The 24,146-nt window shown below is 64.2% G+C and carries 27 protein-coding genes; 13 read left to right on the plus strand and 14 right to left on the minus strand.

Features of this window, described 5'->3' with window-relative positions; genetic code table 11:
• The first annotated feature begins 71 nt into the window (after nt 1-71).
• The 3 genes from K0P03_RS00215 to trmB all read left to right on the plus strand — a co-directional run bounded on the left by K0P03_RS00215 (nt 72) and on the right by trmB (nt 2,644).
• Nucleotides 72-491, plus strand: coding sequence for a helix-turn-helix domain-containing protein (locus K0P03_RS00215; protein WP_024270224.1), 420 nt, complete (start codon nt 72-74; stop codon nt 489-491).
• Between the two features lie 205 nt (nt 492-696).
• On the plus strand, nt 697-1,935 hold the full coding sequence (metK, locus tag K0P03_RS00220) for a methionine adenosyltransferase (protein WP_023516952.1): 1,239 nt from the start codon (nt 697-699) through the stop codon (nt 1,933-1,935).
• A 7-nt stretch (nt 1,936-1,942) separates the two neighbouring features.
• Entirely contained in the window at nt 1,943-2,644 is a 702-nt protein-coding gene (gene trmB / locus K0P03_RS00225; RefSeq protein ID WP_024270223.1) for a tRNA (guanosine(46)-N7)-methyltransferase TrmB, read from the plus strand.
• An 18-nt stretch (nt 2,645-2,662) separates the two neighbouring features.
• Here the strand turns inward: trmB and K0P03_RS00230 are convergent, their stop codons facing one another.
• Together K0P03_RS00230 and K0P03_RS00235 are read right to left on the minus strand one after the other, a co-directional pair.
• A complete protein-coding gene (locus K0P03_RS00230; RefSeq protein WP_024270222.1) occupies nt 2,663-2,920 on the minus strand; it encodes a DUF1150 family protein in 258 nt (85 codons plus the stop codon).
• A gap of 132 nt (nt 2,921-3,052) precedes the next feature.
• A complete protein-coding gene (locus tag K0P03_RS00235) occupies nt 3,053-3,484 on the minus strand; it encodes an Hsp20 family protein (RefSeq protein ID WP_272788585.1) in 432 nt (143 codons plus the stop codon).
• A 186-nt stretch (nt 3,485-3,670) separates the two neighbouring features.
• Here K0P03_RS00235 and K0P03_RS00240 point away from each other — a divergent pair, with 186 nt between their 5' ends.
• Together K0P03_RS00240 and K0P03_RS00245 are read left to right on the plus strand one after the other, a co-directional pair.
• Nucleotides 3,671-4,612, plus strand: coding sequence for a nucleoside hydrolase (locus K0P03_RS00240; RefSeq protein WP_272788586.1), 942 nt, complete (start codon nt 3,671-3,673; stop codon nt 4,610-4,612).
• Nucleotides 4,612-4,971, plus strand: a complete 360-nt coding sequence (locus K0P03_RS00245) for a hypothetical protein (protein ID WP_272788587.1) — start codon at nt 4,612-4,614, stop codon at nt 4,969-4,971. Before K0P03_RS00240 ends, K0P03_RS00245 begins: the two co-directional genes overlap by 1 nt.
• 59 nt (nt 4,972-5,030) lie before the next feature.
• On the opposite strand, the gene K0P03_RS00250 is transcribed toward K0P03_RS00245, so the two are convergent.
• The 3 genes from K0P03_RS00250 to K0P03_RS00260 all read right to left on the minus strand — a co-directional run bounded on the left by K0P03_RS00250 (nt 5,031) and on the right by K0P03_RS00260 (nt 9,760).
• Nucleotides 5,031-7,364, minus strand: a complete 2,334-nt coding sequence (locus K0P03_RS00250) for a methyl-accepting chemotaxis protein (protein WP_272788588.1) — start codon at nt 7,362-7,364, stop codon at nt 5,031-5,033.
• A gap of 279 nt (nt 7,365-7,643) precedes the next feature.
• The gene (locus K0P03_RS00255) at nt 7,644-8,543 is read right to left on the minus strand and encodes a ribokinase (protein ID WP_023512914.1); all 900 of its coding nucleotides are present in this window, start codon (nt 8,541-8,543) and stop codon (nt 7,644-7,646) included.
• 44 nt (nt 8,544-8,587) lie between these two features.
• Nucleotides 8,588-9,760, minus strand: a complete 1,173-nt coding sequence (locus K0P03_RS00260) for a DNA recombination protein RmuC (protein ID WP_272790427.1) — start codon at nt 9,758-9,760, stop codon at nt 8,588-8,590.
• 145 nt (nt 9,761-9,905) lie between these two features.
• Between K0P03_RS00260 and def the strand changes: the two genes are divergently transcribed.
• The 3 genes from def to truA all read left to right on the plus strand — a co-directional run bounded on the left by def (nt 9,906) and on the right by truA (nt 12,209).
• Entirely contained in the window at nt 9,906-10,430 is a 525-nt protein-coding gene (gene def / locus K0P03_RS00265) for a peptide deformylase (RefSeq protein WP_023512912.1), read from the plus strand.
• Nucleotides 10,431-10,521: 91 nt separating this feature from the next.
• On the plus strand, nt 10,522-11,466 hold the full coding sequence (fmt, locus tag K0P03_RS00270; protein WP_023512911.1) for a methionyl-tRNA formyltransferase: 945 nt from the start codon (nt 10,522-10,524) through the stop codon (nt 11,464-11,466).
• A complete protein-coding gene (truA, locus tag K0P03_RS00275; protein ID WP_023512910.1) occupies nt 11,466-12,209 on the plus strand; it encodes a tRNA pseudouridine(38-40) synthase TruA in 744 nt (247 codons plus the stop codon). The genes fmt and truA overlap by 1 nt, the downstream gene beginning before the upstream one ends.
• Before the next feature lie 25 nt (nt 12,210-12,234).
• Here the strand turns inward: truA and K0P03_RS00280 are convergent, their stop codons facing one another.
• The 4 genes from K0P03_RS00280 to dapD form a co-directional block, all read right to left on the minus strand.
• The gene (locus K0P03_RS00280; protein ID WP_272788589.1) at nt 12,235-12,831 is read right to left on the minus strand and encodes a hypothetical protein; all 597 of its coding nucleotides are present in this window, start codon (nt 12,829-12,831) and stop codon (nt 12,235-12,237) included.
• Nucleotides 12,818-14,011, minus strand: coding sequence for a succinyl-diaminopimelate desuccinylase (gene dapE / locus K0P03_RS00285; protein WP_272790428.1), 1,194 nt, complete (start codon nt 14,009-14,011; stop codon nt 12,818-12,820). The genes K0P03_RS00280 and dapE overlap by 14 nt, the downstream gene beginning before the upstream one ends.
• Nucleotides 14,012-14,101: 90 nt before the next feature.
• On the minus strand, nt 14,102-14,488 hold the full coding sequence (locus K0P03_RS00290) for a DUF805 domain-containing protein (RefSeq protein WP_050742629.1): 387 nt from the start codon (nt 14,486-14,488) through the stop codon (nt 14,102-14,104).
• 3 nt (nt 14,489-14,491) lie between these two features.
• Nucleotides 14,492-15,349 carry a 2,3,4,5-tetrahydropyridine-2,6-dicarboxylate N-succinyltransferase gene (gene dapD, locus K0P03_RS00295; protein WP_130516504.1) on the minus strand — a complete coding sequence of 286 codons (858 nt, stop codon included), beginning with the start codon at nt 15,347-15,349 and terminating at the stop codon, nt 14,492-14,494.
• 187 nt (nt 15,350-15,536) lie between these two features.
• On the opposite strand from dapD, the gene K0P03_RS00300 reads away from it, so the two are divergent.
• A complete protein-coding gene (locus K0P03_RS00300; protein WP_272788590.1) occupies nt 15,537-16,430 on the plus strand; it encodes an LOG family protein in 894 nt (297 codons plus the stop codon).
• Between the two features lie 113 nt (nt 16,431-16,543).
• On the opposite strand, the gene K0P03_RS00305 is transcribed toward K0P03_RS00300, so the two are convergent.
• Nucleotides 16,544-17,512, minus strand: coding sequence for an EF-hand domain-containing protein (locus K0P03_RS00305; protein ID WP_272788591.1), 969 nt, complete (start codon nt 17,510-17,512; stop codon nt 16,544-16,546).
• A gap of 133 nt (nt 17,513-17,645) precedes the next feature.
• Nucleotides 17,646-18,341, minus strand: coding sequence for a pyrimidine 5'-nucleotidase (locus K0P03_RS00310; protein WP_037405961.1), 696 nt, complete (start codon nt 18,339-18,341; stop codon nt 17,646-17,648).
• A 101-nt stretch (nt 18,342-18,442) separates the two neighbouring features.
• Here K0P03_RS00310 and K0P03_RS00315 point away from each other — a divergent pair, with 101 nt between their 5' ends.
• Nucleotides 18,443-19,360 carry a DMT family transporter gene (locus tag K0P03_RS00315; protein WP_023515235.1) on the plus strand — a complete coding sequence of 306 codons (918 nt, stop codon included), beginning with the start codon at nt 18,443-18,445 and terminating at the stop codon, nt 19,358-19,360.
• An 18-nt stretch (nt 19,361-19,378) separates the two neighbouring features.
• Here K0P03_RS00315 and argB read toward each other — a convergent pair whose 3' ends face one another.
• The gene (gene argB, locus K0P03_RS00320) at nt 19,379-20,266 is read right to left on the minus strand and encodes an acetylglutamate kinase (protein ID WP_023515234.1); all 888 of its coding nucleotides are present in this window, start codon (nt 20,264-20,266) and stop codon (nt 19,379-19,381) included.
• 130 nt (nt 20,267-20,396) lie between these two features.
• Here argB and K0P03_RS00325 point away from each other — a divergent pair, with 130 nt between their 5' ends.
• The 3 genes from K0P03_RS00325 (at nt 20,397) to K0P03_RS00335 (ending at nt 22,413) form a co-directional block, all read left to right on the plus strand.
• On the plus strand, nt 20,397-20,936 hold the full coding sequence (locus K0P03_RS00325; RefSeq protein WP_024270219.1) for a sigma-70 family RNA polymerase sigma factor: 540 nt from the start codon (nt 20,397-20,399) through the stop codon (nt 20,934-20,936).
• Nucleotides 20,933-21,667 (plus strand): anti-sigma factor, encoded by a 735-nt coding sequence (locus tag K0P03_RS00330; protein ID WP_050742624.1) that lies wholly within the window; start codon nt 20,933-20,935, stop codon nt 21,665-21,667. Before K0P03_RS00325 ends, K0P03_RS00330 begins: the two co-directional genes overlap by 4 nt.
• A gap of 188 nt (nt 21,668-21,855) precedes the next feature.
• Nucleotides 21,856-22,413, plus strand: a complete 558-nt coding sequence (locus K0P03_RS00335) for a fasciclin domain-containing protein (RefSeq protein ID WP_023513933.1) — start codon at nt 21,856-21,858, stop codon at nt 22,411-22,413.
• A gap of 81 nt (nt 22,414-22,494) precedes the next feature.
• On the opposite strand, the gene yihA is transcribed toward K0P03_RS00335, so the two are convergent.
• Both yihA and K0P03_RS00345 read right to left on the minus strand, forming a co-directional pair.
• The gene (yihA, locus tag K0P03_RS00340) at nt 22,495-23,148 is read right to left on the minus strand and encodes a ribosome biogenesis GTP-binding protein YihA/YsxC (protein ID WP_023513934.1); all 654 of its coding nucleotides are present in this window, start codon (nt 23,146-23,148) and stop codon (nt 22,495-22,497) included.
• Between the two features lie 52 nt (nt 23,149-23,200).
• Nucleotides 23,201-24,112 (minus strand): DMT family transporter, encoded by a 912-nt coding sequence (locus K0P03_RS00345; RefSeq protein WP_272788592.1) that lies wholly within the window; start codon nt 24,110-24,112, stop codon nt 23,201-23,203.
• Nucleotides 24,113-24,146 lie beyond the last annotated feature (34 nt).

The raw sequence follows: 24,146 nt of genomic DNA on the forward strand, positions 1-24,146 counted from the left end.
TACAACGTGACGTTAAGTCTCCTGAGGGCCGTCGGCAGGGTGGGGCCATTTCCGCGCGTTAGGACACATTGATGATGGAAAACAAAAAGAAGCCGAATCCGATTGATATTCACGTCGGCAGCCGGATCCGGCTTCGCAGGACCATGCTCGGCATGAGTCAGGAGAAGCTCGGCGAAAGCCTCGGTATCACCTTCCAGCAGATCCAGAAATACGAGAAGGGCACGAACCGCGTCGGCGCCAGCCGTCTGCAGAACATTTCGAGCATTCTCAACGTGCCCGTCTCCTTCTTCTTCGAGGATGCGCCGGGCGAGCAGGCGGATGCCCAGACGGGCTTTGCCGAAGCATCGAGTTCAAACTATGTGGTCGACTTCCTGTCGTCCTCCGAGGGTCTCCAGCTCAACCGGGCCTTCGTCAAGATCGGCGACCCCAAGGTGCGCCGCAAGCTCGTGGACCTCGTGAAGGCGCTCGCTGCCGAGGCCGAACTCGAGTGACCTCCCGGTGAGATTGGCAAAGAAAAGGCGGTCCTTCGGGGCCGCTTTTCGTTTGTACGGGAGCCTGCCACGTGGGCGTGACAGGCGTGCGGCAACACCTGGAATGCCGGGACATAAACATATTCTTATGTCCTTCTGTGCTTGTCTTTCCCCTGCGAACTGAATAACAACGTCGAAGTCCATTTTCTTTGAGGGGAATTCCCGCATGCGCAGCAGTTATCTCTTCACCAGCGAGTCCGTCGCCGAGGGCCACCCGGACAAGGTGTGCGACCGCATCTCCGACGAAATCGTCGATCTGGTCTACCGCGAAGCCGTGAAGTCGAAGGTCGATCCTTGGTCGGTCCGTATTGCCTGCGAAACGCTTGCGACGACCAACCGCGTCGTCATTGCTGGTGAAGTGCGCCTGCCGCCAAGCCTTCTGAAGAAGGACAAGGACGGCAACGACGTCATCAACCCCTCCAAGTTCAAGTCCGCCGCCCGCAAGGCGATCCGCGATATCGGCTACGAGCAGGATGGCTTCCACTGGAAGACGGCGAAGATCGACGTGCTCCTGCACTCGCAGTCCGCAGATATCGCCCAGGGCGTCGACAATGCCGCCGACAAGCAGGGCGACGAGGGTGCCGGCGACCAGGGCATCATGTTCGGCTACGCCTGCCGCGAAACCTCGGAGTTGATGCCGGCGCCGCTCTATTACTCGCACCGCATCCTCCAGCTTCTCGCCGACGCGCGCAAGAAGGGCGAGGGCGATGCGGGCAAGCTCGGCCCGGACGCCAAGAGCCAGGTGACCGTGCGCTATGTCGACGGCAAGCCCGCCGATGTCGCCTCGATCGTGCTTTCCACGCAGCATCTGGATGACAGCTGGGATTCCAAGAAGGTCCGTGAGGTCGTCGAGCCCTATATCCGCGAGGCGCTGCACGATATCGAGATCGCCGACGATTGCTCCTGGTACATCAACCCGACCGGCAAGTTCGTCATCGGCGGACCGGACGGCGACGCCGGCCTCACCGGCCGCAAGATCATCGTCGACACCTATGGCGGTGCAGCCCCGCATGGCGGCGGCGCCTTCTCCGGCAAGGACACCACCAAGGTCGACCGCTCCGCCGCCTATGCCGCACGCTACCTCGCCAAGAACGTTGTTGCAGCCGGCCTTGCCGACCGCTGCACGATCCAGCTCTCCTACGCCATCGGCGTCGCCCAGCCGCTCTCGGTTTATGTCGACCTGCACGGCACCGGCAAGGTCAGCGAAGATGCTGTCGAGGAGGCGATCCGCAAGGTCATGGACCTTTCCCCGTCGGGCATTCGCCGCCACCTCGACCTCAACAAGCCGATCTACGCCAAGACGGCCGCCTATGGCCATTTCGGCCGCAAGGCCGGCCGTGACGGTTCGTTCGCCTGGGAGCGCCTCGACCTCGTCAAGGCTCTCAAGGAAGCCCTGAAGAACTGAGGCCGACATGACGGATGCAGAGCGCCGCAGCCGCGCGAGCGAAGCCTTCTTCGGTCGCCGCAAGGGAAAACCGCTGCGGGAGCGGCAGGCGCAGCATCTTGAAACCGTGCTGCCGGTGCTGAAGGTCGACCTTTCGACCCCGGCACCGGCGGATATCACCACGCTTTACGATTTCTCCCCGAACCGGATGCGCCTCGAAATCGGATTCGGCGGCGGGGAACATCTCATCCACCGCGCGCAGGAAACGCCCGATACCGCCTTCATCGGCGTCGAGCCCTTCGTCAATTCGATGGCGAAGCTGATCGGCAGCATCGAGGAGACGGGCGCGAAGAACATCCGGCTTTATGATGACGATGCGACGGAGTTGCTGGACTGGCTTCCGGCAGCTTCGATCGATCAGATCGATCTGCTCTATCCGGACCCATGGCCGAAAAAGAAGCACTGGAAGAGACGCTTTGTCTCGAAGGTCAATCTCGACCGCTTTGCCCGGGTGCTGAAGCCCGGCGGGCTCTTCTGCTTCGCGTCCGACATCGACACCTATGTCAACTGGACGCTTATGCACTGCGGTTCTCATCCCGCTTTCGTGTGGACCGCCGAAAACGCGGTCGACTGGCTGACGCCGTTTGCCGGCTGGCCGGGCACGCGCTACGAGGCCAAGGCCAAGCGCGAGGGCCGAAAGTCGGCCTATCTCACCTTCCGCCGTCTCTGACGGAAGGTTTTCGGGACATCAGTGCAGGCTGACGGTGCGCAGGTCGTCCTCGGCCGCCTTGTAGAAGGTGCTCGAGCGGTTGTCCGTCAGGAGGATCGGCGTGCCATCGGCGCCGAACAGGGCCCAGAGATCCAGGCTCGGGTCGATTTCCGGCGCTTCCGGGAAGACGCGCGAGACTTCATCGGCCTTCATCTTCCTGATGTAGCCGACTTCACCGGCGCCAAGATGCGCGAGGTCTGCCTTTGAAACGGTGGGGGTTACGCTCTTCAGTCCCATCTTTGCCTCCATGGCAATGCCGGCAGGGCCGGCCACCGGACGTCCATGGCCACCATGGCCCATCGGTACGTCAGGCGATCAGGTTACGCTTGAAACGTTCCGGCGGGTGTTCCCGCAGGAACGGCTCATGATCTAGTCTGATACGGAAATGTTAATTTTCTTTACCATTCGCACAGGCTCGGGCCGGATGAGGTCAACCGAGAGCAGGCCGTTCTTCAGCTCCGCTCCCGAAACGCGCATGCCGTCGGCAAGCACGAAGGTGCGTTGGAACTGACGGGCCGCAATGCCGCGGTAGAGATAATCCCGCTCGCCGCTGTCGACCTGGCGGCCGCGGATGACGAGCTGGTTTTCCTCCGTCGTCACATCGAGCTCCTCGTCGGAAAAACCTGCGACGGCTAGGGTGATGCGCAGCCGTTCCGGTGCGCCCGTCTCGCCGTTCGGCTGAAGCCGCTCGATATTGTACGGGGGATAGCCATCATTGCCCTTGGCGATGCGCTCAAGGGTCTTTTCCATGGCGTCGAAGCCCAGGAGCAGCGGGCTCGTGAAAGGGGTCATGCGTGACATGCGTCTAGTCCTTGGCTTTCAAGCGACTTTGTGGCGGGACCCGACCTCGGCATCCCGATGGTTGCAATATGGGGATTGCCGATGCAGGGCGCAAGACGCTTGCGAACGGCGATTTCGCAAATATAGTCGCCGCTTCGTCTGCGCAGCGCGGGCCAAGAACAGAACCAGTGAGGAAACGGAGACGGCATGTCTGAGCCACGGAAAATCATCATCGACACGGATCCCGGCCAGGACGATGCCGCCGCAATCATGCTGGCGCTCGGCAGCCCAGAACTCGATATCCTCGGTATCACCACCGTCGCCGGCAACGTGCCGCTGGCGCGTACGTCCTGCAACGCCCGCATCATCCTGGAATTCTGCTCCCGCACCGATGTGAAGGTCTATGCCGGCGCAGACAAGCCGATCGCCCGTCCGCTGATCACCGCCGAGCATGTCCATGGCAAGACCGGCCTCGATGGCCCGGAGCTGCACGAGCCCCAGATGCCGCTGGAGGCCCAGCACGCCGTGGACTTCATCATCGAGACACTCCGGCACGAACCGGCGGGCACGGTGACGCTCTGCACGCTCGGTCCGCTGACGAACATCGCGACGGCGCTGGAAAAGGCGCCCGACATCGCCGGCCGTGTGCGCGAACTGGTCATGATGGGCGGTGGCTTCTTCGAGGGCGGCAACATCACGCCGGCCGCCGAATTCAACATCTATGTCGATCCGGAAGCAGCCGCTGCCGTCTTCAAGTCCGGCATTCCGATCGTCATGATGCCGCTCGACGTCACGCACAAGGTTCTGACGCTGAAGAGCCGCGTCGCCGGGCTTCGTGCGATCGGCAGCCGCCCCGCCAAGGCCCTGGTCGAGATGCTGGATTTCTTCGAGCGTTTCGACGTTGAAAAATACGGCTCCGACGGCGGCCCGCTGCATGATCCGACCGTCATCGCCTATCTCCTGAAGCCGGAATTGTTCTCCGGCCGTAACTGCAACGTGGAGATCGAGACCGCTTCGCCGCTCACCGTTGGCATGACCGTCGTCGACTGGTGGCAGGTTACCGACCGAAAGCACAATGCGCGGGTGATGAAGGATGTCGATGCCGACGGTTTCTTCGCTCTCCTCGCCGAGCGCGTCGGCCGTCTCTGATGCGTGGCCCCCGCAGCGCCGGACCGGGTGCCGAAGGCCGTTTCCACAAGGAGATGATGGCGCTCTACGATCGCTTCGCGACGCTTGGCTTCCGCCCGGTCCTGCTGCGCCGCTTCGTGCTGCTCAATGGCGGCGTGGGGGCCGCGAAAGAACTCGTGTTCAAACCCGGCACGACCGGGCTGGAGCGGCTGCTCGACGCGGGCAAGCCGGAGCTCTCCATGGAGGCGATGATGCTGCGGCCTGAATACCGGGACCTCTTTTCCGAACTGGAGCTGAAGGAGGCCACGCAACGCCTTGCGAGCGCCAGCCGATCGCGCTCCCGCGGCCGGCTCCAGGCGCAGCCGACGGAGCGGAAGTAAGTCCCATAAACAAAAAGGCCGGCGTCTCCGCCGGCCCTTTTTTCGTCATTCGGTCCGCCTCAGAACTCTTCCCAATCATCCTGAGCAAGCGCCGTGTTGCCCGCGACCTGCGGCATGGCGCGGGCCGTCGTGCGCGGCGCCTGATAGGCGGTGCGCTGCGGCTGGACGTCGCGGCGGGTTGCCTGCTGTACCGGCTGGGCGGCCATGGTGGCCGCGCCGGCGCGGAAGCGGGCGACGAGCGACTTCAGCGTCTGGGCCTCGTCGTTGAGCGCCATGGAGGCGGCGGTGGTCTCCTCGACCATCGCGGCGTTCTGCTGGGTCACCTGGTCCATCTGGTTGACGGCCGCGTTGATCTCCTTGAGGCCGACGGCCTGTTCGGAGGCGGACGAGGAGATCTGGCGGATGAGGCTGTTGATCTGGATGACCTGGTCGGCAATGTTTTCCAACGCGCTGCCGGCCTTGCCGACGAGATCGACGCCCTCGCGGACCTGCACCTCGGAGGTGTTGATCAGCGTCTTGATCTCCTTGGCGGCGTTGGCCGAGCGCTGGGCGAGCTCGCGTACTTCCTGGGCGACGACCGCAAAGCCCTTGCCGGCTTCGCCCGCGCGCGCCGCTTCCACGCCGGCATTGAGCGCCAGAAGGTTTGTCTGGAAGGCGATGTCGTCGATGACCCCGATGATGTTGGAGATCTCGTGCGAGGAGTGCTCGATACCGCGCATGGCGTCGATCGCCTTCTGCACCACTTCGCCGGACTTGCTGGCGTCGTTGCTGGCCGTTTCCACCGATTTGGCAGCGACGCGGGCATTGTCCGCGCTGGAGTTGACCTGCGAGGTGATCTGGTCGAGGGCGGCCGCCGTCTCTTCCAGGCTTGCCGCCTGCTGTTCGGTGCGGTGCGAGAGATCGGCCGCGCCCTTGGAAATCTCGCCGGTGCCACCGCCGATGTTCCCGACCGAGGCATTGACCGTCTGGATCGTTTCCTCGAGGCTGGCGATCGCCGAGTTGAAATCGTTCTTGAGCTTGCCGTATTCGCCCGGGAAATCACCGGAGAGGCGGAAGGTCAGGTTGCCGGAGGAAAGCTGGGCAAGGCCGTCGCCGAGGCGGGCGACGATGTCGCGCTGGAGGGCACTCGATTCGGCGCGCTCGGCTTCCGATCGGTTGCGCTCGGTCTCGGTCAGCTGGCGCTGGTTGTCGGCTTCGGCTTCCAGGCGCTTGGTGTCTGCAAGCTGGTGGCGGAACCCTTCCAGAGCCTTGGCGACCGAGCCGGTTTCGTCCGAGCGCTCCTGGCCGGCGATCGGCTGGGTATAGACGCCGCTGCTGAGCGTTGCCACGCCGGAAACGAGGCCGGCAAGCGGCTTCTGTACGAAGACGCGAATGGCGATGTAGAGGCCGGCAAGCACGGCGCCGAGAACGATCAGGCCACCGAGGATCATCATGCGGGTCTGGTCGTTGATCGGTGCGGCGATTGCCGCGCGCGGCACGTCGACCAGCACGATCCAGGTCGTGTTGATGTCCGGCAGCGCAAAGGGGTAGACGACGCGGTCGAAGGCGGCCAGCTCGTCGAAGGAGAGGTTCTCGATGCGGCCGGTCTTGCCTGTGGCAAGGGCTTCCTTGACGATCTCGGCACCCTGGCCGTCATAATCCGTCATCAGGAGGTCGGCGTTCGGCGCAACGATCCACTTGCCGGTCTGCGACAGCAGCATGACGCGGCCCTCACCGAAGGGCTTCAGCTGGCTGAGTTTTTCGTTGAGCGTCTTCAGCGAGACATCGACGCCGGTGACGCCGATCAGCTTGCCGCCCGGAGCGACCGGAAAGGCGATGGAGGCCATGGTGAAGCCTTCGCCGGTCGAGCTTTCCTTGTAGGGCTGGCTCATCGCACCCTTGCCGCTGCCGGCAGCCAGCGAATACCACTCGGCCTTGTAGTCGGATTCAAAGGTGGAAAGCGCGATGGAGCCGTCCTTGCGCTTCGTCCAGTAAGGGTTGAACGAGCCGTCCTTGAACGTGCCGGTTTCCAGCTGTTCGGCCGTCTCGCGCGATTTGCCGTCGAAGGCGTTCGGCTCTTCCGCAAACCAGCTGCCGAGCGCGAAACTGTTCTTTTCCGCATTCGCCTTGATGAGGTCGACCACTTCCTTGCGGTCGAAATGCCCGCCGGCCTGGCCTTGCTCGATCACGCCCGCCATGGAGCGCGCGGCGCTGGCCAGCTGGCCGATATCGGTCGCGATGTCGGCGGCGATCGCCTTCGCCTCGGTGTCGGCTTCGGAATAGACGAGATCGGCGACGCGGCTCTGCGTCTGGCCGATGAGTACGGTATTGGAGGCGAGCATCACCAGGGCGATCGTGCCGCCGGTAACCGCGATGAGCTTCGTCGCGAGCGACTTGGCCTGGAACTTGAACATAAAATCCTCACGATGAGAGACGTCCGCGGCGGCACCGCGGAGGAGCACATTCGTTTGCAGGGGGTCTCCATCATGGAGGTCGGGGCGCGCGACCAGCGCCGACGGCAGCCGACCGGAAGGGCCGCGCCTGAGGACTTCAGTAACCTATAAAATATTAATAAATAGCCAAATATCGCCACCACTTCTCGGCGCAACCAGCTGATTTTTCAGGCGCCGCAGCCAATGCGACGCCCGATGTGCCAATTGCGAAATCCGGCGGGCGGAGCCGCCGCATCGACGTCAGATTTCGGCGTCGACGGCGGGAGCGAAGGGGATGGAGGGCTGGGCGCCGGGCTTCAGGCAGGCGAGCGATCCGGCGACGGCTGCACGGCGCAGCGCCTCCTTGAAGCCGAGGCCGGCATCGAGCGAGGCGGCAAGATAGCCGCAGAACGTATCGCCCGCCCCCACCGTATCGATAGGCTCGATCTTGAGGCCGGCGGCGCGGAAGATCTCGTTCTTGCGGATCGCGACGACGCCATCGGCGCCAAGCGTGACGATGATCGTCTGGCCGCTGTCGGCATGCAGTGCGCGCATCGTCGTCTCGCGCGCCTCGTCGGAGAGCTCGCCCTTGCCGACGAAGAGGTCGAATTCCGTTTCATTGGCGACGAGGATATCGGCCATCGCGCCGAGGCGGCGGGCATCGGCGCTGAACGGCGCGATGTTGACGACCGAGATGGCGCCCTTCTGCTTGGCGCTGACGAGCGCGGCTTCGATGGCGGCATTGGGAATTTCGAACTGCAGCATCAGATAGTCGCCACGCGTCATGCCGCCGACGGTGCGCTTGGCGTCCTCCTCGCTGACGGTGCCGTTGGCGCCCGGTACGACGACGATGACGTTCTCACCCTCGTCGTCCACAAGGATATGGGCCGTCCCGGTCGCCTCGGCGGCGGAGCGTACGCCGTTGAGGTCCACGGCGGCGTCGGCGAGCAGGGCCAGCGCCTGGCTGCCGAGCCGGTCGTCGCCCACGGCGCCGGCCATGCGTACGATCGCGCCGGCGCGACGGGCGGCGAGCGCCTGGTTGGCGCCCTTGCCGCCAGCGGCGGTGGTGAAGCTGCTGCCCATCACCGTCTCACCCGGCTTCGGCAGGCGTTCTGGCGTGGCGATGAGGTCCATGTTGATGGAGCCGAAGACGGTGATCATGAGAGGTGCCCCTTATGGTTTCCGCCGGACACTGCCCGAGGCGGTCAGTCTTCGTCAACCACCCTCAGGCGAAGCTGTCCCGTTCGGGTCTCGACAGCCGCCTCCGCCGGTGGAGAAAGCGGTGCGGTTGCCTCGAAATCCATGTCCCCGATGCGCGCGCCGCGCCGCGTGAGCTTCTCTGTGGAGGTCAGGATGAGGTCGACATCCTTCTGGGCTGCGGTGAAATGACCGGAAAGCTTGCGCACCCGGTCGTCGAGCCGCGTCAAATCGTCCATCAGCCTGGCGACCTCGCCCTGGATGACATGGGCCTGCTCGCGCATGCGCTGATCCTTCAGAAGCGCCTGCAATACCTGCACGGAGAGCATCAGCAGCGATGGCGAGACGATGACGATGCGTGCCCGGTGTGCCCGCTGCACGATAGCCTCGAAATTCTCGTGGATGCTGGCGAAGATCGATTCCGAGGGCACGAAGAGGAAGGCGGTGTCCTGCGTCTCGCCGGCCAGCAGGTACTTTTCGGCGATATCGCGGATATGGGTCTCCATGTCGCGGCGGAATTGTTGCGCGGCGAGCTTGGCGGCCTCGGGAGAACGTCCGTCCGACAGGGCATTCCATGCCTCGAGCGGAAATTTCGCATCGACGACCAGGGGTGGCTGGCCGTTCGGCATGCGGATCGTGCAATCCGGTCTGACGCCGTTGGAAAGCTGCGCCTGGAACTGGTAGGCGCCCGATGGCATGGCATCGGCGATGATCGTCTCCATGCGCGACTGGCCGAAGGCGCCGCGCGTCTGCTTGTTCGACAGGATCGCCTGGAGGCCGACCACGTCTTTCGCCAGGGACTGGATGTTGCTCTGCGCATTGTCGATGACGGCAAGCCGTTCCTGCAGGCGGCGCAGGTTTTCGTGCGTCGAGCGGGTCTGTTCTGAGATCGACTGGCCGAGCCGCTGCGTCAGGCCGTCGAGCCGGGCATTGATCGCCTGGTTTGTTTCCGACTGCTTGGAGCCGAAGACCTCGGCCATGGTGGCGACGCGTCCCTGCATTTCCGTCTGCGCTTTCAGGAGTTCGGCAAAGCGCAACTCCGCCATGCCCGCAGCCTCGCGCTGGCGCGCCTGGCTGCGGCGGGCCGAAAGGAGGCCGAAAACGGCGATCAGCGCGGCTGCGAGCAGCATGAGTGCCGGGCCGGGGCCGCCAAGTCGAGTGAGGAAGGAGGCAAGCAACATGTCAAAGGTCGGATCGATCATGCCGCGACCATAACACGGATTGCGGCGGAAACTAGATCATAACGTGAACATAGATGCGCGCACTGCAGCGCCGGCGGCAGTCGAAGCCGATTGAAAGCGTCAAAAAACCGCGCTAAGGAGGCGCATGACCATCAAGCCGCTGATTATCCTTCCCGATCCGATCCTCCGCCAGGTTTCGAAGCCCATCGAGACCATCGACAGCGAGGTGAAGAAGCTCGCCGACGACATGCTGGAAACCATGTACGATGCGCCGGGCATCGGCCTTGCCGCCATCCAGATCGGTGTGGCGCGCCGCATGCTGGTGCTCGACGTTTCCAAGGAGGGCGAGGACAAGAAGCCGCTCGTCTTCATCAATCCGGAAGTCGTCTCCGCTTCGGATACCCGCTCGGTCTACGAGGAGGGTTGCCTGTCGATCCCGGACTATTATGCAGAGGTCGAGCGTCCTGCCGTCATCACCGTCAAGCACCTCGACCGGGACGGCAAGGAGCAGCTGACGGAGGCCGACGGGCTGCTGGCGACCTGTCTTCAGCACGAGATCGATCACCTCAACGGCGTGCTGTTCATCGACCATATTTCAAAGCTGAAGCGCGAGATGGTGATCCGCAAATTCACCAAGGCGGCGAAGCTGCGTGGCAGCAAGGCGCTCTGAGGCGACAACCGCCCAGGTTTCCGTTTTCCCGCAATGCCGGAGGCAAAACGCTTCGCGCCTTTGCCGGTATTGCTTTCATGGAGGCTGACCGATGGCCCTTCGCATCATCTTCATGGGCACGCCGGATTTCTCCGTGCCGACGCTGGAGGCGTTGGTGAAAGCCGGCCACGAGATCGTCGCCGTCTATTCGCAGCCGCCCCGCCCGGCCGGCCGCCGTGGCCTCGAACTGGTGAAGTCGCCGGTGCACCAGGCGGCGGAAAAGCTTGGGCTTCCGGTCTTCACGCCGCTCAATTTCCGCGAGGAGGCCGATCGCGCGGCCTTTCACGCGCTGAAGGCGGACGTCGCCGTCGTCGTCGCCTATGGTCTCCTGCTGCCGGAGGCGATCCTGACCGGTACCCGGCTCGGCTGCTACAACGGCCATGCCTCGCTGCTGCCCCGCTGGCGCGGCGCGGCGCCCATCCAGCGGGCGATCATGGCGGGTGATGCGGAAACCGGCATGATGGTCATGCAGATGGAAAAGGGGCTTGATACCGGCCCGGTCGCGCTCACCCGTCGGGTGGCGATCGGCGACGGCATGACGGCCGGCGAGCTGCATGACGCCCTGATGCAGGCAGGTGGCGCCCTGATGACGGAGGCCATGGCAAAGCTGGAGGCCGGCGACCTGCCGTTGACCCCGCAAGCCGAGACGGGCGTGCTCTACGCCGCCAAGATCGACAAGGCCGAGACCCGCATCGATTTTTCCCGCCCGGCTGGCGATGTGCACAACCATATCCGCGGTCTCTCGCCCTTCCCCGGCGCCTGGTTCGAGCTGCCGGTCGGCGGCAAGCCGGAGCGGGTGAAGGTGCTGGCGAGTGCGCGGGCGAGTGAAACCACGGCGAAGGCTGCCGGCACGGTTCTCGACGACCGGCTCACGGTCGCCTGCGGTGATGGCGAAGCCGTGCGGCTCGTGCGCCTGCAGAAGGCGGGCGGCAAGCCGCTCGACGCAGCGGATTTCCTTCGCGGCACGCCGGTCGCGGCCGGCCAGGTCATCGGCTGATGCCGCGCTACCGCCTCCGCATCGAGTATGATGGCACGCCCTATGTCGGCTGGCAGAGGCAGGACAACGGGCACTCCGTGCAGGGGGCCATCGAGGCGGCCATCCTGTCGCTGACGGGCGAGACCGTCTCGATCCGCGGCGCGGGGCGCACGGATTCCGGCGTGCATGCCATGGGACAGGTGGCCCATGCGGATCTTTCACGGGTGTGGAAGGACCACACGCTGCGCAACGCGCTCAACGCCCATCTCGGCATGGCCCGCGAGCGGGTCGTGATCCTCGATGCCGCTGAGGTGCCCGATGATTTCGACGCCCGCTTCTCGGCGGTGAAGCGGCACTATCTCTATCGCATCATCTCACGCCCGGCGCCGTTGGCGCTGGAGGCGAACCGGGCATGGTTTGTCACCAGGACGCTCGACCACCAGATGATGCATGCCGCCGGGCAGTTGCTGGTCGGCAGGCATGATTTCACGACCTTCCGGGCTGCCCAATGCCAGGCGAACAGCCCGGTGCGCACCATCGACCGGCTGGACGTGACGCGCAGCGGCGACCTGATCGAGATGCGCGTTTCGGCGCAGAGCTTCCTGCACAACCAGATCCGCTCCTTCGCCGGCACGCTGAAGCTGGCGGGGGAGGGCAAGTGGACGCCGGAGGATGTGCGCAGCGCGCTTGAGGCACGCGACCGCAAGGCCTGCGGCCCCGTTGCGCCGCCGGACGGGCTCTACTTCATGGCCGTCGACTACTAACCGTTTCCGGACGCAGGAATGCCGGTCAGCCCGGCAGCGTGCCGAGAGCCTGTTGCAATTGCTGCCCGGCAATCATCGGCGGCAGCACGTAGATCGCCGTGATGGCGGAGGCGAGCAGCGTCTGCTTGCCGACACACATCCAGACGAGGCGGAATTGCAGCACGACGCTGGCGCCGAAGACCGCATAGAGCAGCAGGCCGGCAAAGGGCGCGCTCCCCGGCAGAACCAGCGTCAGCGCGAAGGGGATCGCCGCCGCATAGGCGAAGGGCACGGCGATCCAGTTGCTCGCCGTCACGACGGTTGCCAGATGCCTGCCGTAGCCGAGCGGGCGCGCAAGCGCCAGAAGCAGCACCAGCGGCAGCAGCCAGCCCGCCACGTCGATCACCAGGAGCTTGACGAAGAAGGGGAGGCCGGCAGGTGTTCCCGCCGGCATGCTGCCGAGAAAATAGAGCCGCCAGGATGCCCAGATGACGGCAAAGGCGGGAAGGCACCAGGCGAAGGCCCAGAAGGAACGGGCAAGCCCGCGCGCTGTCAGGTCCAGCCAGCCGAAGCCTTCCTGCTTCTGCCGCACGAGCAGGAAGACGCCGGTGAGATAATACAGGACCTCGTCAAGCCTGGGCATCGCCGAACCAGCGCTGGATGAAGGTCTCGTAGATCACGGTCAGTGTCTCGAGATCGGCGACGGCCACGTGCTCGTCGACCATGTGCATGGTCTGTCCGACGAGGCCGAACTCCACGACCGGGCAATAGTCCTTGATGAAGCGGGCATCGGAGGTGCCCCCCGTCGTCGACAGTTTCGGCGCACGGCCGACCACGGTCTCCACGGCACCCGACAGCGAGGCGATCAGCCGGTCGTTGCGGGTGAGGAAGACGTGGCTCGGGCGTTCGGCCCAGGCGATGTCGTAGCGGAGTGGCGGGCGGCCCGGCCGCAGCCTTTCGTCGCGCGCTGCGGCATCGAGCCGGCGCACGATCTCGGCCATCACGGTCTCGGCTGTCCAGCTGTCGTTGAAGCGGATGTTGAAGCGGGCGATCGCCTGTGCCGGTACGACATTGGTCGCGGGGTTGCCGACGTCGATCGTCGTCACCTCGAGGTTCGACGGCTGGAAGTTCTCCGTGCCGGCGTCGAAGGGCGGGTGCATCAGGGCGTCGGTGAGCGCGATCACGCCGCGCACGGCGTTGTCGGCAAGATGCGGATAGGCGGCATGGCCCTGCACGCCATGCACCGTGATCGTGCCGGAGACGGAGCCACGCCGGCCGATCTTGATCATGTCGCCGAGCTGGTCCGGATTCGTCGGCTCGCCGACGAGGCAGGCATCCCAGCGTTCGCCACGCTCCGCGGCCCATTGCAGCAGCTTGATCGTGCCGTTGACGGCCGGGCCTTCCTCGTCACCGGTGATGAGGAAGGAGAGCGAACCCTTCGGCGGGCCGTTCTTTGCGATCTGGCGCGCGACGGCGGCGACGAAGCAGGCGATGCCGCCCTTCATGTCCACCGCACCGCGGCCGAACATCTCGCCGTCGGCGATCTCGGCGCCGAAGGGCGCATGCGTCCAGGCTGCCGCGTTGCCGACGGGTACGACATCCGTGTGGCCGGCGAACATCAGGTGCGGTCCCTCGGTGCCGATGCGGGCATAGAGGTTCTCGATGTCGGGCATGCCGGGCTCGCGCGCCGTCATGCGCTCCACCGTGAAGCCGAGCGGCTCCAGCATGGCGGCGAGCGCCGACAGCGCTCCGCCTTCGGCAGGGGTGACGGAGGGGCAGCGGATGAGCGTTGCGAGATTGGCGATCGGATCGGCGGGGGTCATGGACATGCGGTCACGGCACGAAAGGGAGGAGTGAGAATCGAGATTTAGCCGATCGCCCGTGCGCTGTCACGCGCGCCAGAAGAGGGCCTGTCAGTCTTTCGGCCGATTGGGCAGGCTGCCATAGTCGTTCGGCCCGTTCGTTCCCGGCCAGACCATGAAGGCGAAGAGCGCGAAGAAGGAGATGGCCGGGATGAACAGGCAGATGATCAGCGGCAGCGGCAGGTTCATGTCGTGCAGCCGCTTGACCGTCAGGAGAACGGAGGAGACTGTGGAGACGAGCGCCATACCGACAAAGACGAAGGACCAGAGGAGGAAAGACGGATCCTCCTTCGGCACGATGATGATGCGGGCGAGCGCCGCCGAAAGCAGCATGAGCCAGAACGCCCAGCCGAGCGCGAAGGGCACCCGGCTGACCCGGCCGGACCAGCCGAAGAAGAGCCAGGCGAGGCTCGGCCTCTGCTCTTCCACGACCGCCATGACTTAGTCCCGGAGCAGTTCGTTGATGCCGGTCTTCGAGCGGGTCTGCGCATCGACACGCTTGACGATGACGGCGCAGTAGAGGCTTGGCGCGGGCAGGCCGTTCGGCATGGTCTTGTCTGACGGCATGGAACCGGCGACGACGACGGAATAGGGCGGCACCTCGCCATAGGTCACTTCGCCCGTCGCGCGGTCGACGATCTTGGTCGACTTGCCGATGAAGACGCCCATGCCGAGCACGGAGCCCTCGCGCACGATGCAGCCCTCGACGACTTCCGAACGGGCGCCGATGAAGCAATTGTCCTCGATGATCGTCGGGCCGGCCTGCATCGGCTCCAGAACGCCGCCGATGCCGACGCCGCCCGAGAGGTGCACATGCTTGCCGATCTGCGCGCAGGATCCCACCGTCGCCCAGGTATCGACCATCGTGCCCTCGCCGACATAGGCGCCGAGATTGACGAAGGAAGGCATCAGGATGGCGTTCGGCGCGATATAGGCCGAGCGGCGCACCACGCAGTTCGGCACGGCACGGAAGCCGGCCTTCTCGAATTCGTTGACGCTCCAGCCGTCGAACTTGGAGGGCACCTTGTCCCACCAGGACGAATCGCCCGGGCCACCCTTGACGATCTCCATCGGGTTGAGGCGGAAGGAGAGCAGAACGGCCTTCTTGAGCCACTGGTTGACGGTCCAGGTGCCATCCTCGCCGCGCTGGGCAACGCGCACCTTGCCGGCGTCGAGAAGGTTGAGGGACGTCTCCACGGCATCGCGCACTTCACCGCGCGTGCCGGTGTTTATGCCGTCGCGTTCCTCGAAGGCGCGCTCGATGGTGGCGGAAAGGGTGGCGAGGTCGGACAGGCTCATCGGAATTCCTTAAACTTCGAGGCTTATTTTCGATTGTCGGGATGCCGGAAGGTTGATTTCATCGATCTGCAAAATGCTCTAGAGCAAGTGCCGGAAAAGATGAAGCCCCTTTCCGGCAGATACTGTCGCACGGGCGCAATGGTAATCCCGTGGGGCCGGAAAGCAGGCCAGCAAGCAGGAAAGTGACATGGCAAGACTGAAGAAGAAGAATCTGCGTCGCAAGGATGGCGTGTGGGATCCGTTGGCCGACAGCGCGCAGGACAAGCACCGCGCCGCGGTGGTGCCGCAGACGCCGCAGTCGGCCCATCCGGCCTATCGGCTTGCCTATGTGGATGACGATTTCCTCTGCCGCGAGGAGCTACGCCCGGTCCGCCTCCAGCTGGAACTCCTGAAGGTCGAGATGATGCTTGCCGAACGCGGCATCAAGTCGACGGTCGTGATGTTCGGCGGCGCGCGTATTCCCGCGCCCGGCCAGGAGGCCTGGGCAGCGCGCAACGAGACCCAGCGTATCAACCTCGAAGCCGCTTCGGTCTATTACGAGGAGGCGCGCAAGTTCGCGCGCATGTGCTCGGAAAAATCGGCCGAGCTCGACTTCAAGGAGTATGTCGTCGTCACCGGTGGTGGGCCTGGCGTCATGGAGGCGGGCAATCGCGGGGCGGCCGATATCGGCGCGCCGTCGATCGGCCTCAACATCGTGCTGCCGCACGAGCAGGCGCCGAACCCCTATGTCACGCCGGAGCTCAGCTTCAACTTCCACTATTTCGCGATCCGCAAGATGCACTTCCTGCTGCGCGCCAAGGCCGTGACGGTGTTTCCGGGCGGCTTCGGCACGCTGGACGAACTGTTCGAGACGGTGACGCTGATGCAGACGGGCCGCATGGCGCTGGTGCCGCTCATCCTGTTCGGCAAGGCGTTCTGGCACAAGATCATCGATTTCGAAGCGCTCGCGGCCTTTGGCACGATCGCGCCGGGTGATGTGGAGCTGATGCAGTTCGTCGAGACGGCCGACGAGGCCTGGGACATCATCGTGAAGTTTTCCGAGAATCTGGAAGCCGAGCAGGCGGTTGCCGCTCAAGGCTGACACGCCGCGAGGCTGCTCCTCTGTCTTTCCCGCCCCGTATCGAGGCGAGGGAGTGGCTTCACCGACAGAAACGCCCCGGCATCGACCGGGGCGTTTTGTATCCGACGGGCTGATTACTTGTGGCGCTTGCCCATCTCGTCGGCGGTGATGAAGCCGTCGCCGTTGCGGTCGCGCTGCTTGAACATCGCCGCTGCGGCGGTTTCCATCTCCGTGTTGGTCAGCGCGCCGTTCTTGTCAGCATCGGCACGTTCGAACATGCGGCCACCCATGCGGTCGAACCGGGCTTCACTCAGCGCCTTGAGCGCGGCTTCCTTGGCCTCCCCATCGGTCGCCTTCACCGCGCGGTAGGCCTTGCGGGCATCACGGAAGGCTTCGCGCTTGGCATCGACCTCGGCCTTCGTCACCTCGCCGTTCTTGTCGGCGTCGAAACGCTGGAAGGTTTCTACGGCGCGCTGCAGCAATTCGTCCTGCGAGACCTTGCCGTCGCTGTTGGCATCGAGGCGCTTCAGCATGTGCTCGGCACGCTCTTCGCCGCCCTTGCCGTGGTTGCCCTTGCCCCAGCTTTTACCCTTGTGGGGGCGAGCATCCGCTGTGTCGATCGCGCCGTCCTTGTTGCTGTCGCGGCGTTCGAAGATCGTCTCGGCAGAGGCGAGCACCTCGGCTTCGGAGAGCGTGCCGTTCTTGTCGGTGTCGGCGCGGTCGAACATGCGGCCGGCACCGGGCAGCATGAAGGGACCGGCAGCCCGCAGCGCCTCGCGGGCCTTGTCCTTGTCGGCATCGGCAGCATCGCGCACGACCTTGCGGGCCTCGCGGAACGCGTCGTGGCGGGTCTTGATCTCGTCCTTCGTCACTTGGCCGTTGCCGTCGGCATCGAAGGTCTTGAAAGTGGCGGAGATGTTGGCCTTGAACTCGTCGAGCGAGACCTTGCCGTCCTTGTTGGTGTCGAGACGCTCGACCATCGCGGCATGGCGCGGTCCGTGCCGGCCCTCGCCCTTGGCGGCAAATGCGGGGGCGGCGGCGCCCGAAAGAAGAAGGCCGGCGGCGACGGCGCCGAGAAGAAGTTCCTTTTTGGTCATGGTCATTCCTTTCCATCCATCAAAGTCCCTTGGGAAGGCAGGATAGGGGGAATGCCGGCCGGCACCAGTTACAAATTGGTAATTCAAGCTTTTGACGGAAAAGGGTTTTTTCCGTGTCGGTAATATGTCGGGCTCTTGCCTAGAGCAGCGCGTTGAGGAAGGCCGTCAGGTTTGACGTCGCATAGTCGATATGCTTGTCGCCGTCCGTCCGCTTCTCCCAGGCATCGACGAATTCATGATTCTCGTCGCGCGGGGTCAGCAGAACGGTTTTCATGCCGAGCGTCTTCGGCACGATGAGATTGCGCGGCAGATCCTCGAACATCACCGCCTGTTTCGTGTCGACCCGGTGCAGTGCCATGAACTTGTCGTAGGTCGCGCCCGCCGGCTTCGGCACGTACTCCGCAGCCACGATATCGAAGACGTCGTCGAAATGGTGGAAGATGCCGAGGGCCCTTGCCGCCATCTCGGCATGCTTGACGCTGCCGTTCGTGAAGATGAACTTGCGGCCCGGCAGCGCCTGGATCGCCTCACCGAGCGGCAGGTCGGGCGACAGCACGTCGTAATTGATCGCATGCGCCTTTTCGAGGAAGTCCGCCGGATCGATGGCGTGATGGATCATCAGGCCCTTCAGCGTCGTGCCATGATCGAAATAATACTGCTTCTGCAGGGTGCGCGCGTCCTCGCGCGACAGGCCGAGCAGGGCCGAGACGTAAGCCGTCATGTTCTTGTCGATCTGGGCGAAGAGATCGACATGATGCGGGTACAGCGTGTTGTCGAGGTCGAAGACCCAGTCACGCACATGGCTGAAATCGGCTTTGTTCGGAAGATCGCTCATGGGCGTCTTATGGCATGGGCCCGCGCCGAGGGAAATGGAATTTTCCATGCCTTTCGGATCCGGTGATGGATTCGGCAAGGCCCGCGTGTTAGCGGCAGGATATGGAAATCTGGGTTCTCATCACAGTCGCGGCGGCCTTCCTCCAGAACGTCCGTTCCGCCATGCAGAAACATCTCAAAGGCAGAATGGGGACGACGGGTGCGACTTTTGTGCGCTTCGGCTTCGGCGTGCCCTTTGCGCTCCTCTACATGGGCATCCTCGCCGTCGTGCTGGCAAGGCCGCTGCCGGTGCCGGGTGCGGCCTTCTTCCTCTGGGCCGTTCTCGGCGGGATCGGCCAGATCGCAGCGACCTTCCTCCTCGTCCACCTCTTCTCGTTCCGCAATTTCGCGGTCGGGACGGCCTATTCGCGCACGGAGCCGGCGCAAGCGGCCGTCTTCGCGCTGGTCTTCCTCGGCGAACGGGCTTCGGCCGGAACACTCGTCGCCATCGCCATCTCCGTTGCCGGCGTGATGATCATCTCGGTGGCCCGCAGCGTGGTGTCGCTGCGCACGCTCGTGACGTCGGTCTTTTCGCGGACGGCTGCGATCGGTCTGTTGTCGGGCACGTTCTTCGGCATCTCCGCCGTCGCCTACCGCTCCGCCTCGCTGGCGCTTGCACCGACACTGCCGGTGCCGGACTACATGATGCAGGCAAGCTATACGCTGGTCTTTGTGATCGTGTTGCAGACCGTGCTGATGCTCGGCTGGATCCTGCTGCGTGAAAGGAACGAACTGCCGCGCATCGCGGCCGCGTGGCGCCCGGCGCTTCTCGTCGGGTTCGTCGGCGCCACCGCCTCGTTCGGCTGGTTCATGGCGATGACGTTGCAGCAGGCTGCCGTCGTGAAGGCGCTCGCGCAGGTGGAGATGCTGTTCACCTTCGCCTCCACAGTCTTCATCTTCAAGGAGCGCATCAACCGTCTGGAAATCGCCGGTTGCGCGCTCATCGTCGTCGGGGTGCTGGCGCTGCTCGCCTACGGCTGAAGCAGCGCCGAAGCCGGATCAGGGCACGAGGAGCGTGCCGGCGCCATGCTCGGTGAAGATTTCGAGCAGCACGGAATGGGCGGTCTTGCCGTTCAGAATGACGACGCCCTGCACGCCGGCCTTGATGGCGTCGATACAGGTTTCTACCTTCGGGATCATGCCGCCGGAAATCGTGCCGTCCTTGATGAGGGCGCGGGCTTCGGCCACGGAAAGTTCCTTGATGAGCTGGCCGTTCTTGTCGAGCACGCCGGGTACGTCCGTCAGGAAGAGCAGGCGCGTCGCGTTCAGTGCGCCCGCGATGGCGCCGGCGAAGGTGTCGGCATTGATGTTGTAGGTATGGCCGTCGCGGCCTGGCGCGACGGGAGCGATGACCGGGATCATCTCGGATTTCGCAAGCAGGTCGATCAGGGTGCGGTCGACCTCCACCACCTCGCCGACGAAGCCGAGATCGAGAATACGCTCGATATTGCTGTCCGGATCGATGACGGTCTTCTTGGCCTTTTCGGCGAAGACCATGTTGCCATCCTTGCCGCAAAGGCCGATCGCCCATTCGCCGGTCTGGTTGATCAGCGCGACGATCTCCTTGTTGATCGAGCCGGCGAGCACCATCTCGACGATCTCGACCGTCTTCTGGTCGGTGACGCGCAGGCCCCCTTCGAATTTCGATTCGATGCCCATCTTGCTCAGCATCGCGCCGATCTGCGGGCCGCCGCCATGCACGACGATCGGGTTGACGCCCGACTGCTTGAGCAGTGCGATGTCGCTGGCGAAAGCCTTGCCCAGTTCCGCATTGCCCATGGCGTGGCCGCCATATTTCACCACGATGGTCTTGTTCTCGTAGCGCTGCATGAAGGGCAGGGCTTGCGCGAGAAGGCGGGCTTGGGTTTCGCTTTCGGATAGGGACATGGCGGCCTCTTGGGAACGGGTGGGCGCCTGTTTAACGCATGTTTCGTGACGATGGAATGATTTGGATACGAGATTGCGTATGGTCGGGGAAAAAGACTAGGGTTGCGGCGCGACAGGCAGGGAGCGGCGCGTGACCGGCAATGACATCTCCTACCTCATCGGCCGCGTTTCACTGAAGGACCGCAAGGCCTTCGCCGTGCTCTACGAGGCGAGTGCCCCGAAACTTTTTGCCATCTGCCTCCGTATCCTGCGCGACAGGAGCGAAGCGGAGGAGGCGTTGCAGGAGGTCTATGTCAAGATCTGGCAGCGTGCCGATCGCTACGTGGCCGGCAATGTGCACCCGATGGCCTGGCTCGCCGCGATCGCACGCAACCACGCCATTGACGTCATTCGTGCGCGAAGACCGGTGGCAACGGACATCGATGAGGCCTATGATATTGCCGACCCGCTCATGACGCCGGAGGAGGCCGTCGTGTTGCAGTCGGAGGGCCGTCGGATCGATACATGCATGGAGGAGCTGGAGCCCGGACGGGCATCGGCCGTCCGGCGTGCCTATATAGAGGGTCTGAGCTATGAAGAGCTTGCCGAAATCCACAATGTGCCACTGAACACGATGAGAACCTGGCTTCGCCGAAGCCTTCTGAAACTGAGAGAGTGCATGAGCCGATGACGGCGCCCGACAAAGACATGAGAGACCCCCGCCGCGACGAGGTGATCGCGGGCGAATACGTGCTCGGGGTGCTTTCCGCCGAAGACCGCCGCAAGGTGGAGGAGCGGCTTGCCGAGGATCGCCAGTTCGCCGCCATGGTGAACCGTTGGGAAGAAAACCTCTCCACCTTCAATGACGATTACGAGGTGCTGCAACCACCGCCCCGCACCTTCTCCGCCATCGAGCAGCGCATCCTTGGCACCTCACCGCCGGACGCCGCCTTTTCCGGCAAGGTCTCCGGCGGCTTCTGGAATTCGCTGGCCCTCTGGCGTTCGCTTGCACTCGCCTCGCTTGCCGTTGCTGCCGGGCTTGCCTTCTCGATGAGCACGCTTCTGGCGCCCCGCCCGCAGAGCGGCGGCCGGCTGGTCGCTGATCTTGCCGGCGAGGGAGCTGCGATCAATCTCGTTGCGCGCTACGACGAGGCGAACGGTGCGTTGCGCGTCACGCCCGTCGCAGCCGGAAAGGAAAAGGAAAAATCGCTGGAGCTTTGGCTCGTCGAGGACGGAAAATCGCCGGTCTCGCTTGGCGTCCTGCCGCAAACCGGCGAAGGTGAGCTGGCTGTGCCGGCGGTCATGCGTAGCCGCATCGTGCAGGGTTCGGTCCTTGCTGTCAGCGTCGAGCCCTTTGGCGGATCGATGAGCGGTAGCGTGACTGGTCCGGTCATCGCATCAGGTGCAGCCCGCTTCGATTGATGGAACGAAGAAAACGAAGAGGGCCGCGCGTTTCGCGGCTTTTTCGTTTTCCGGACAATGGTTTGTAAGAAAGTTCGCCTGTCCTGAAACTCTTTTTTCAAGGCGCCCGTTGCTCCCAGTGATCGCCCCTCGGGCATCACAACCGGGAGGACCCGCATGCCGCGGGGCCGGAAAAAAGGACCCTATCCATGACCCGTTTCACGCTTCGCACCGCTGCCCTCGTCACGGTTTTCGCGCTTGGTGCCTTTGCGGCTCGCGCGGAAAACCCGATGGTTGGCGGCGCGCCGATGTACGACAACAAGACCATCGTCGAAAACGCCGTCAATTCGAAGGACCATACGACGCTGGTGGCTGCCGTGAAAGCCGCCGGGCTCGTCGAGACACTGTCGGGTGCCGGCCCCTTCACCGTCTTCGCGCCGACCAACGAGGCCTTCGCGGCGTTGCCGGCCGGTACGGTCGACACGCTGCTGAAGCCGGAAAACAAGGATCAGCTGGTCAAGGTGTTGACCTGCCATGTGGTGGCGGCAAATGCGCTGTCGGAAGCAATCGGCAAGATGATCGCCGATGATGGCGGCAATCACCCCGTGAAGACCGTCGGCGGTTGCATGCTTTCCGCCAAGATGGACGGCGACAAGATCACGTTGACGGATGAGACAGGCGGCACGGCGTCCGTGACCATCGCCGACGTCAAGCAGTCGAACGGCGTCATCCACGTCATCGACAAGGTTCTGCTGCCGAAGGCCTGACCTCGAAAATCCGGGCCCGCGTTCTTTCGGCTCGGATCAGCCTTCGTCAGCCCTGGGCCGCCGGTTCTGCCGGCGGCTCTTTTATCGCGTGATGGCCGTGATGATGGCGCTGCGCAATTCGTCCAGCCCTCGACCCTTTTCCGAGGAGGTGGCCAGCACCTCCGGATAGGCGGCCGGACGCTTGGCGATCTTCTGCAGCGTTTCTTCAACGAGGCGCGGCACGCCGGCATCCTTGATCTTGTCGGTCTTGGTCAGCACGATCTGGTAGGAGACGGCCGCCTTGTCGAGCAGGGCGAAAACCTCCTCGTCGTTCTTCTTGATACCGTGGCGGCTGTCGATCAGCACATAGACGCGCTTCAGCGTCGAGCGACCGCGCAGGTAGTCGAAGACGAGCTTGGTCCAGGCGTCGACCTGTTCCTTCGGCGCTTGGGCATAGCCGTAGCCGGGCATATCGACGAGTGCCATCGGCGGCAGGTCGTCCTCCGCGCCGGAAAAGCCATCCGGGACGAAGTAGTTGAGTTCCTGCGTTCGGCCGGGCGTGTTGGATGTGCGTGCCAAGCCCTTGTGGCCGACCAGTGCGTTGATCAGCGAGGATTTACCAACATTCGAGCGACCGGCGAAAGCGATCTCCGGCGGCCCCTCGGGCGGCAGGAATTTCATCGCCGGCACGCCGCGGATGAAGATCCACGGCCTGCCGAACAGCGGCTTGTCGTCCTGCGACGTCGTCTCGGTCATAAATCGTGCCCTTGTTGTCCGGCCCCCGGCTTCCGGGTTTTGGCTGCGAAAGTCAAGCGCGCCGCTGCCGCCAGAGTTCGAGGCCGAGATAACACAGGAGTGCCGCCAGCACGATGATGCCGCCGACGATCGTGCGCGCACCGGGCACTTCTCCGTGGATGATCGCCACCCAGAGCGGCGCCAGCACCGTCTCGGCCGTGCCGAGCAGGGCGGCGAGCGCCGAGGGAACCAGGCGGGCGCCGGTGACGAAGAGCGCAAGGCCGAGGCCGAAATTGAGCGCGCCAAAAACGATGAGAACGACGAGTTCCCGGCCGCTCACGGCAAAGCCGGAAGCCTGGCTTGCCGCCACCGCGCAGGCGACGAGCGTGCCGAAGAAGACGGCGGGCGTCATGCGCACATGGGCAAAGCGCCGGGTGATGATCGTTGCGGTGGCGAAGGCGAAGGCGATCAGCAGGGCGAGCGCATCGCCCATCATGGAAACGCTGCCGCCGAGCGATTCCGAGACCATGATGGCAACGCCGCCGATCACCGCCGCGATGGCGACCCAGGTGTGGACCGCGATCCTCTCGCGAAACAGCAGCCAGGCCATCAGCGCCGCGATCAGCGGCACGCCGGCCTGGATCAGCACGACATTGGCGACGGTCGTATAGGCGAGCGCGAGGATGAAGGACGTGGAGGCGGTGGCAAAGCAGAGGCCGACCGCGATGCCGGCAAGGCCCATGCCCCGGAACAGTTGCACAGTGCCGCGTGGGCCGTCGCGCAGCAGCATGAAACCGAGCAGGAAGAGGGCGGCAAAGAGTGAGCGCCAGAAGACGACAGTCCAGCCGTCCTCAATGGCGAGAAAGCGCGCCAGTGTGCCGCCGAAGCTCCAGACGACGGCCGAGCCGAGCACGAGGGCGGCGCCATAGCCTTGCCCCCTTCTGTCCGGAAGCGTGGGAGTGACCGGAAGCGTGGAGGCAGACATGATGATGCGCTCGCAAGGACAAGTCCGGCAAAAG

The organism is Shinella sp. HY16 (assembly GCF_028534175.1).
In the GTDB taxonomy this organism is placed as follows: domain Bacteria; phylum Pseudomonadota; class Alphaproteobacteria; order Rhizobiales; family Rhizobiaceae; genus Shinella.

Bases quoted from the DNA above. Each gene is read 5' to 3' on its own strand.
- dapE (WP_272790428.1), bottom strand. From the start codon at position 14,011: ATGACCCCCGCCGATCCGATCGCCAATCTCGCAACGCTCATCCGCTGC.
- truA (WP_023512910.1), top strand. From the start codon at position 11,466: ATGCCGCGCTACCGCCTCCGCATCGAGTATGATGGCACGCCCTATGTC.
- fmt (WP_023512911.1), top strand. From the start codon at position 10,522: ATGGCCCTTCGCATCATCTTCATGGGCACGCCGGATTTCTCCGTGCCG.
- K0P03_RS00240 (WP_272788586.1), top strand. From the start codon at position 3,671: ATGTCTGAGCCACGGAAAATCATCATCGACACGGATCCCGGCCAGGAC.
- metK (WP_023516952.1), top strand. From the start codon at position 697: ATGCGCAGCAGTTATCTCTTCACCAGCGAGTCCGTCGCCGAGGGCCAC.
- dapD (WP_130516504.1), bottom strand. From the start codon at position 15,349: ATGAGCCTGTCCGACCTCGCCACCCTTTCCGCCACCATCGAGCGCGCC.
- K0P03_RS00310 (WP_037405961.1), bottom strand. From the start codon at position 18,341: ATGAGCGATCTTCCGAACAAAGCCGATTTCAGCCATGTGCGTGACTGG.
- K0P03_RS00280 (WP_272788589.1), bottom strand. From the start codon at position 12,831: ATGCCCAGGCTTGACGAGGTCCTGTATTATCTCACCGGCGTCTTCCTG.
- K0P03_RS00245 (WP_272788587.1), top strand. From the start codon at position 4,612: ATGCGTGGCCCCCGCAGCGCCGGACCGGGTGCCGAAGGCCGTTTCCAC.
- K0P03_RS00300 (WP_272788590.1), top strand. From the start codon at position 15,537: ATGGCAAGACTGAAGAAGAAGAATCTGCGTCGCAAGGATGGCGTGTGG.
- K0P03_RS00305 (WP_272788591.1), bottom strand. From the start codon at position 17,512: ATGACCATGACCAAAAAGGAACTTCTTCTCGGCGCCGTCGCCGCCGGC.
- K0P03_RS00250 (WP_272788588.1), bottom strand. From the start codon at position 7,364: ATGTTCAAGTTCCAGGCCAAGTCGCTCGCGACGAAGCTCATCGCGGTT.
- def (WP_023512912.1), top strand. From the start codon at position 9,906: ATGACCATCAAGCCGCTGATTATCCTTCCCGATCCGATCCTCCGCCAG.
- K0P03_RS00345 (WP_272788592.1), bottom strand. From the start codon at position 24,112: ATGTCTGCCTCCACGCTTCCGGTCACTCCCACGCTTCCGGACAGAAGG.
- K0P03_RS00330 (WP_050742624.1), top strand. From the start codon at position 20,933: ATGACGGCGCCCGACAAAGACATGAGAGACCCCCGCCGCGACGAGGTG.
- K0P03_RS00230 (WP_024270222.1), bottom strand. From the start codon at position 2,920: ATGGGACTGAAGAGCGTAACCCCCACCGTTTCAAAGGCAGACCTCGCG.
- K0P03_RS00335 (WP_023513933.1), top strand. From the start codon at position 21,856: ATGACCCGTTTCACGCTTCGCACCGCTGCCCTCGTCACGGTTTTCGCG.
- K0P03_RS00215 (WP_024270224.1), top strand. From the start codon at position 72: ATGATGGAAAACAAAAAGAAGCCGAATCCGATTGATATTCACGTCGGC.
- K0P03_RS00290 (WP_050742629.1), bottom strand. From the start codon at position 14,488: ATGGCGGTCGTGGAAGAGCAGAGGCCGAGCCTCGCCTGGCTCTTCTTC.
- K0P03_RS00260 (WP_272790427.1), bottom strand. From the start codon at position 9,760: ATGTTGCTTGCCTCCTTCCTCACTCGACTTGGCGGCCCCGGCCCGGCA.
- yihA (WP_023513934.1), bottom strand. From the start codon at position 23,148: ATGACCGAGACGACGTCGCAGGACGACAAGCCGCTGTTCGGCAGGCCG.
- K0P03_RS00315 (WP_023515235.1), top strand. From the start codon at position 18,443: ATGGAAATCTGGGTTCTCATCACAGTCGCGGCGGCCTTCCTCCAGAAC.
- argB (WP_023515234.1), bottom strand. From the start codon at position 20,266: ATGTCCCTATCCGAAAGCGAAACCCAAGCCCGCCTTCTCGCGCAAGCC.
- K0P03_RS00255 (WP_023512914.1), bottom strand. From the start codon at position 8,543: ATGATCACCGTCTTCGGCTCCATCAACATGGACCTCATCGCCACGCCA.
- trmB (WP_024270223.1), top strand. From the start codon at position 1,943: ATGACGGATGCAGAGCGCCGCAGCCGCGCGAGCGAAGCCTTCTTCGGT.
- K0P03_RS00235 (WP_272788585.1), bottom strand. From the start codon at position 3,484: ATGTCACGCATGACCCCTTTCACGAGCCCGCTGCTCCTGGGCTTCGAC.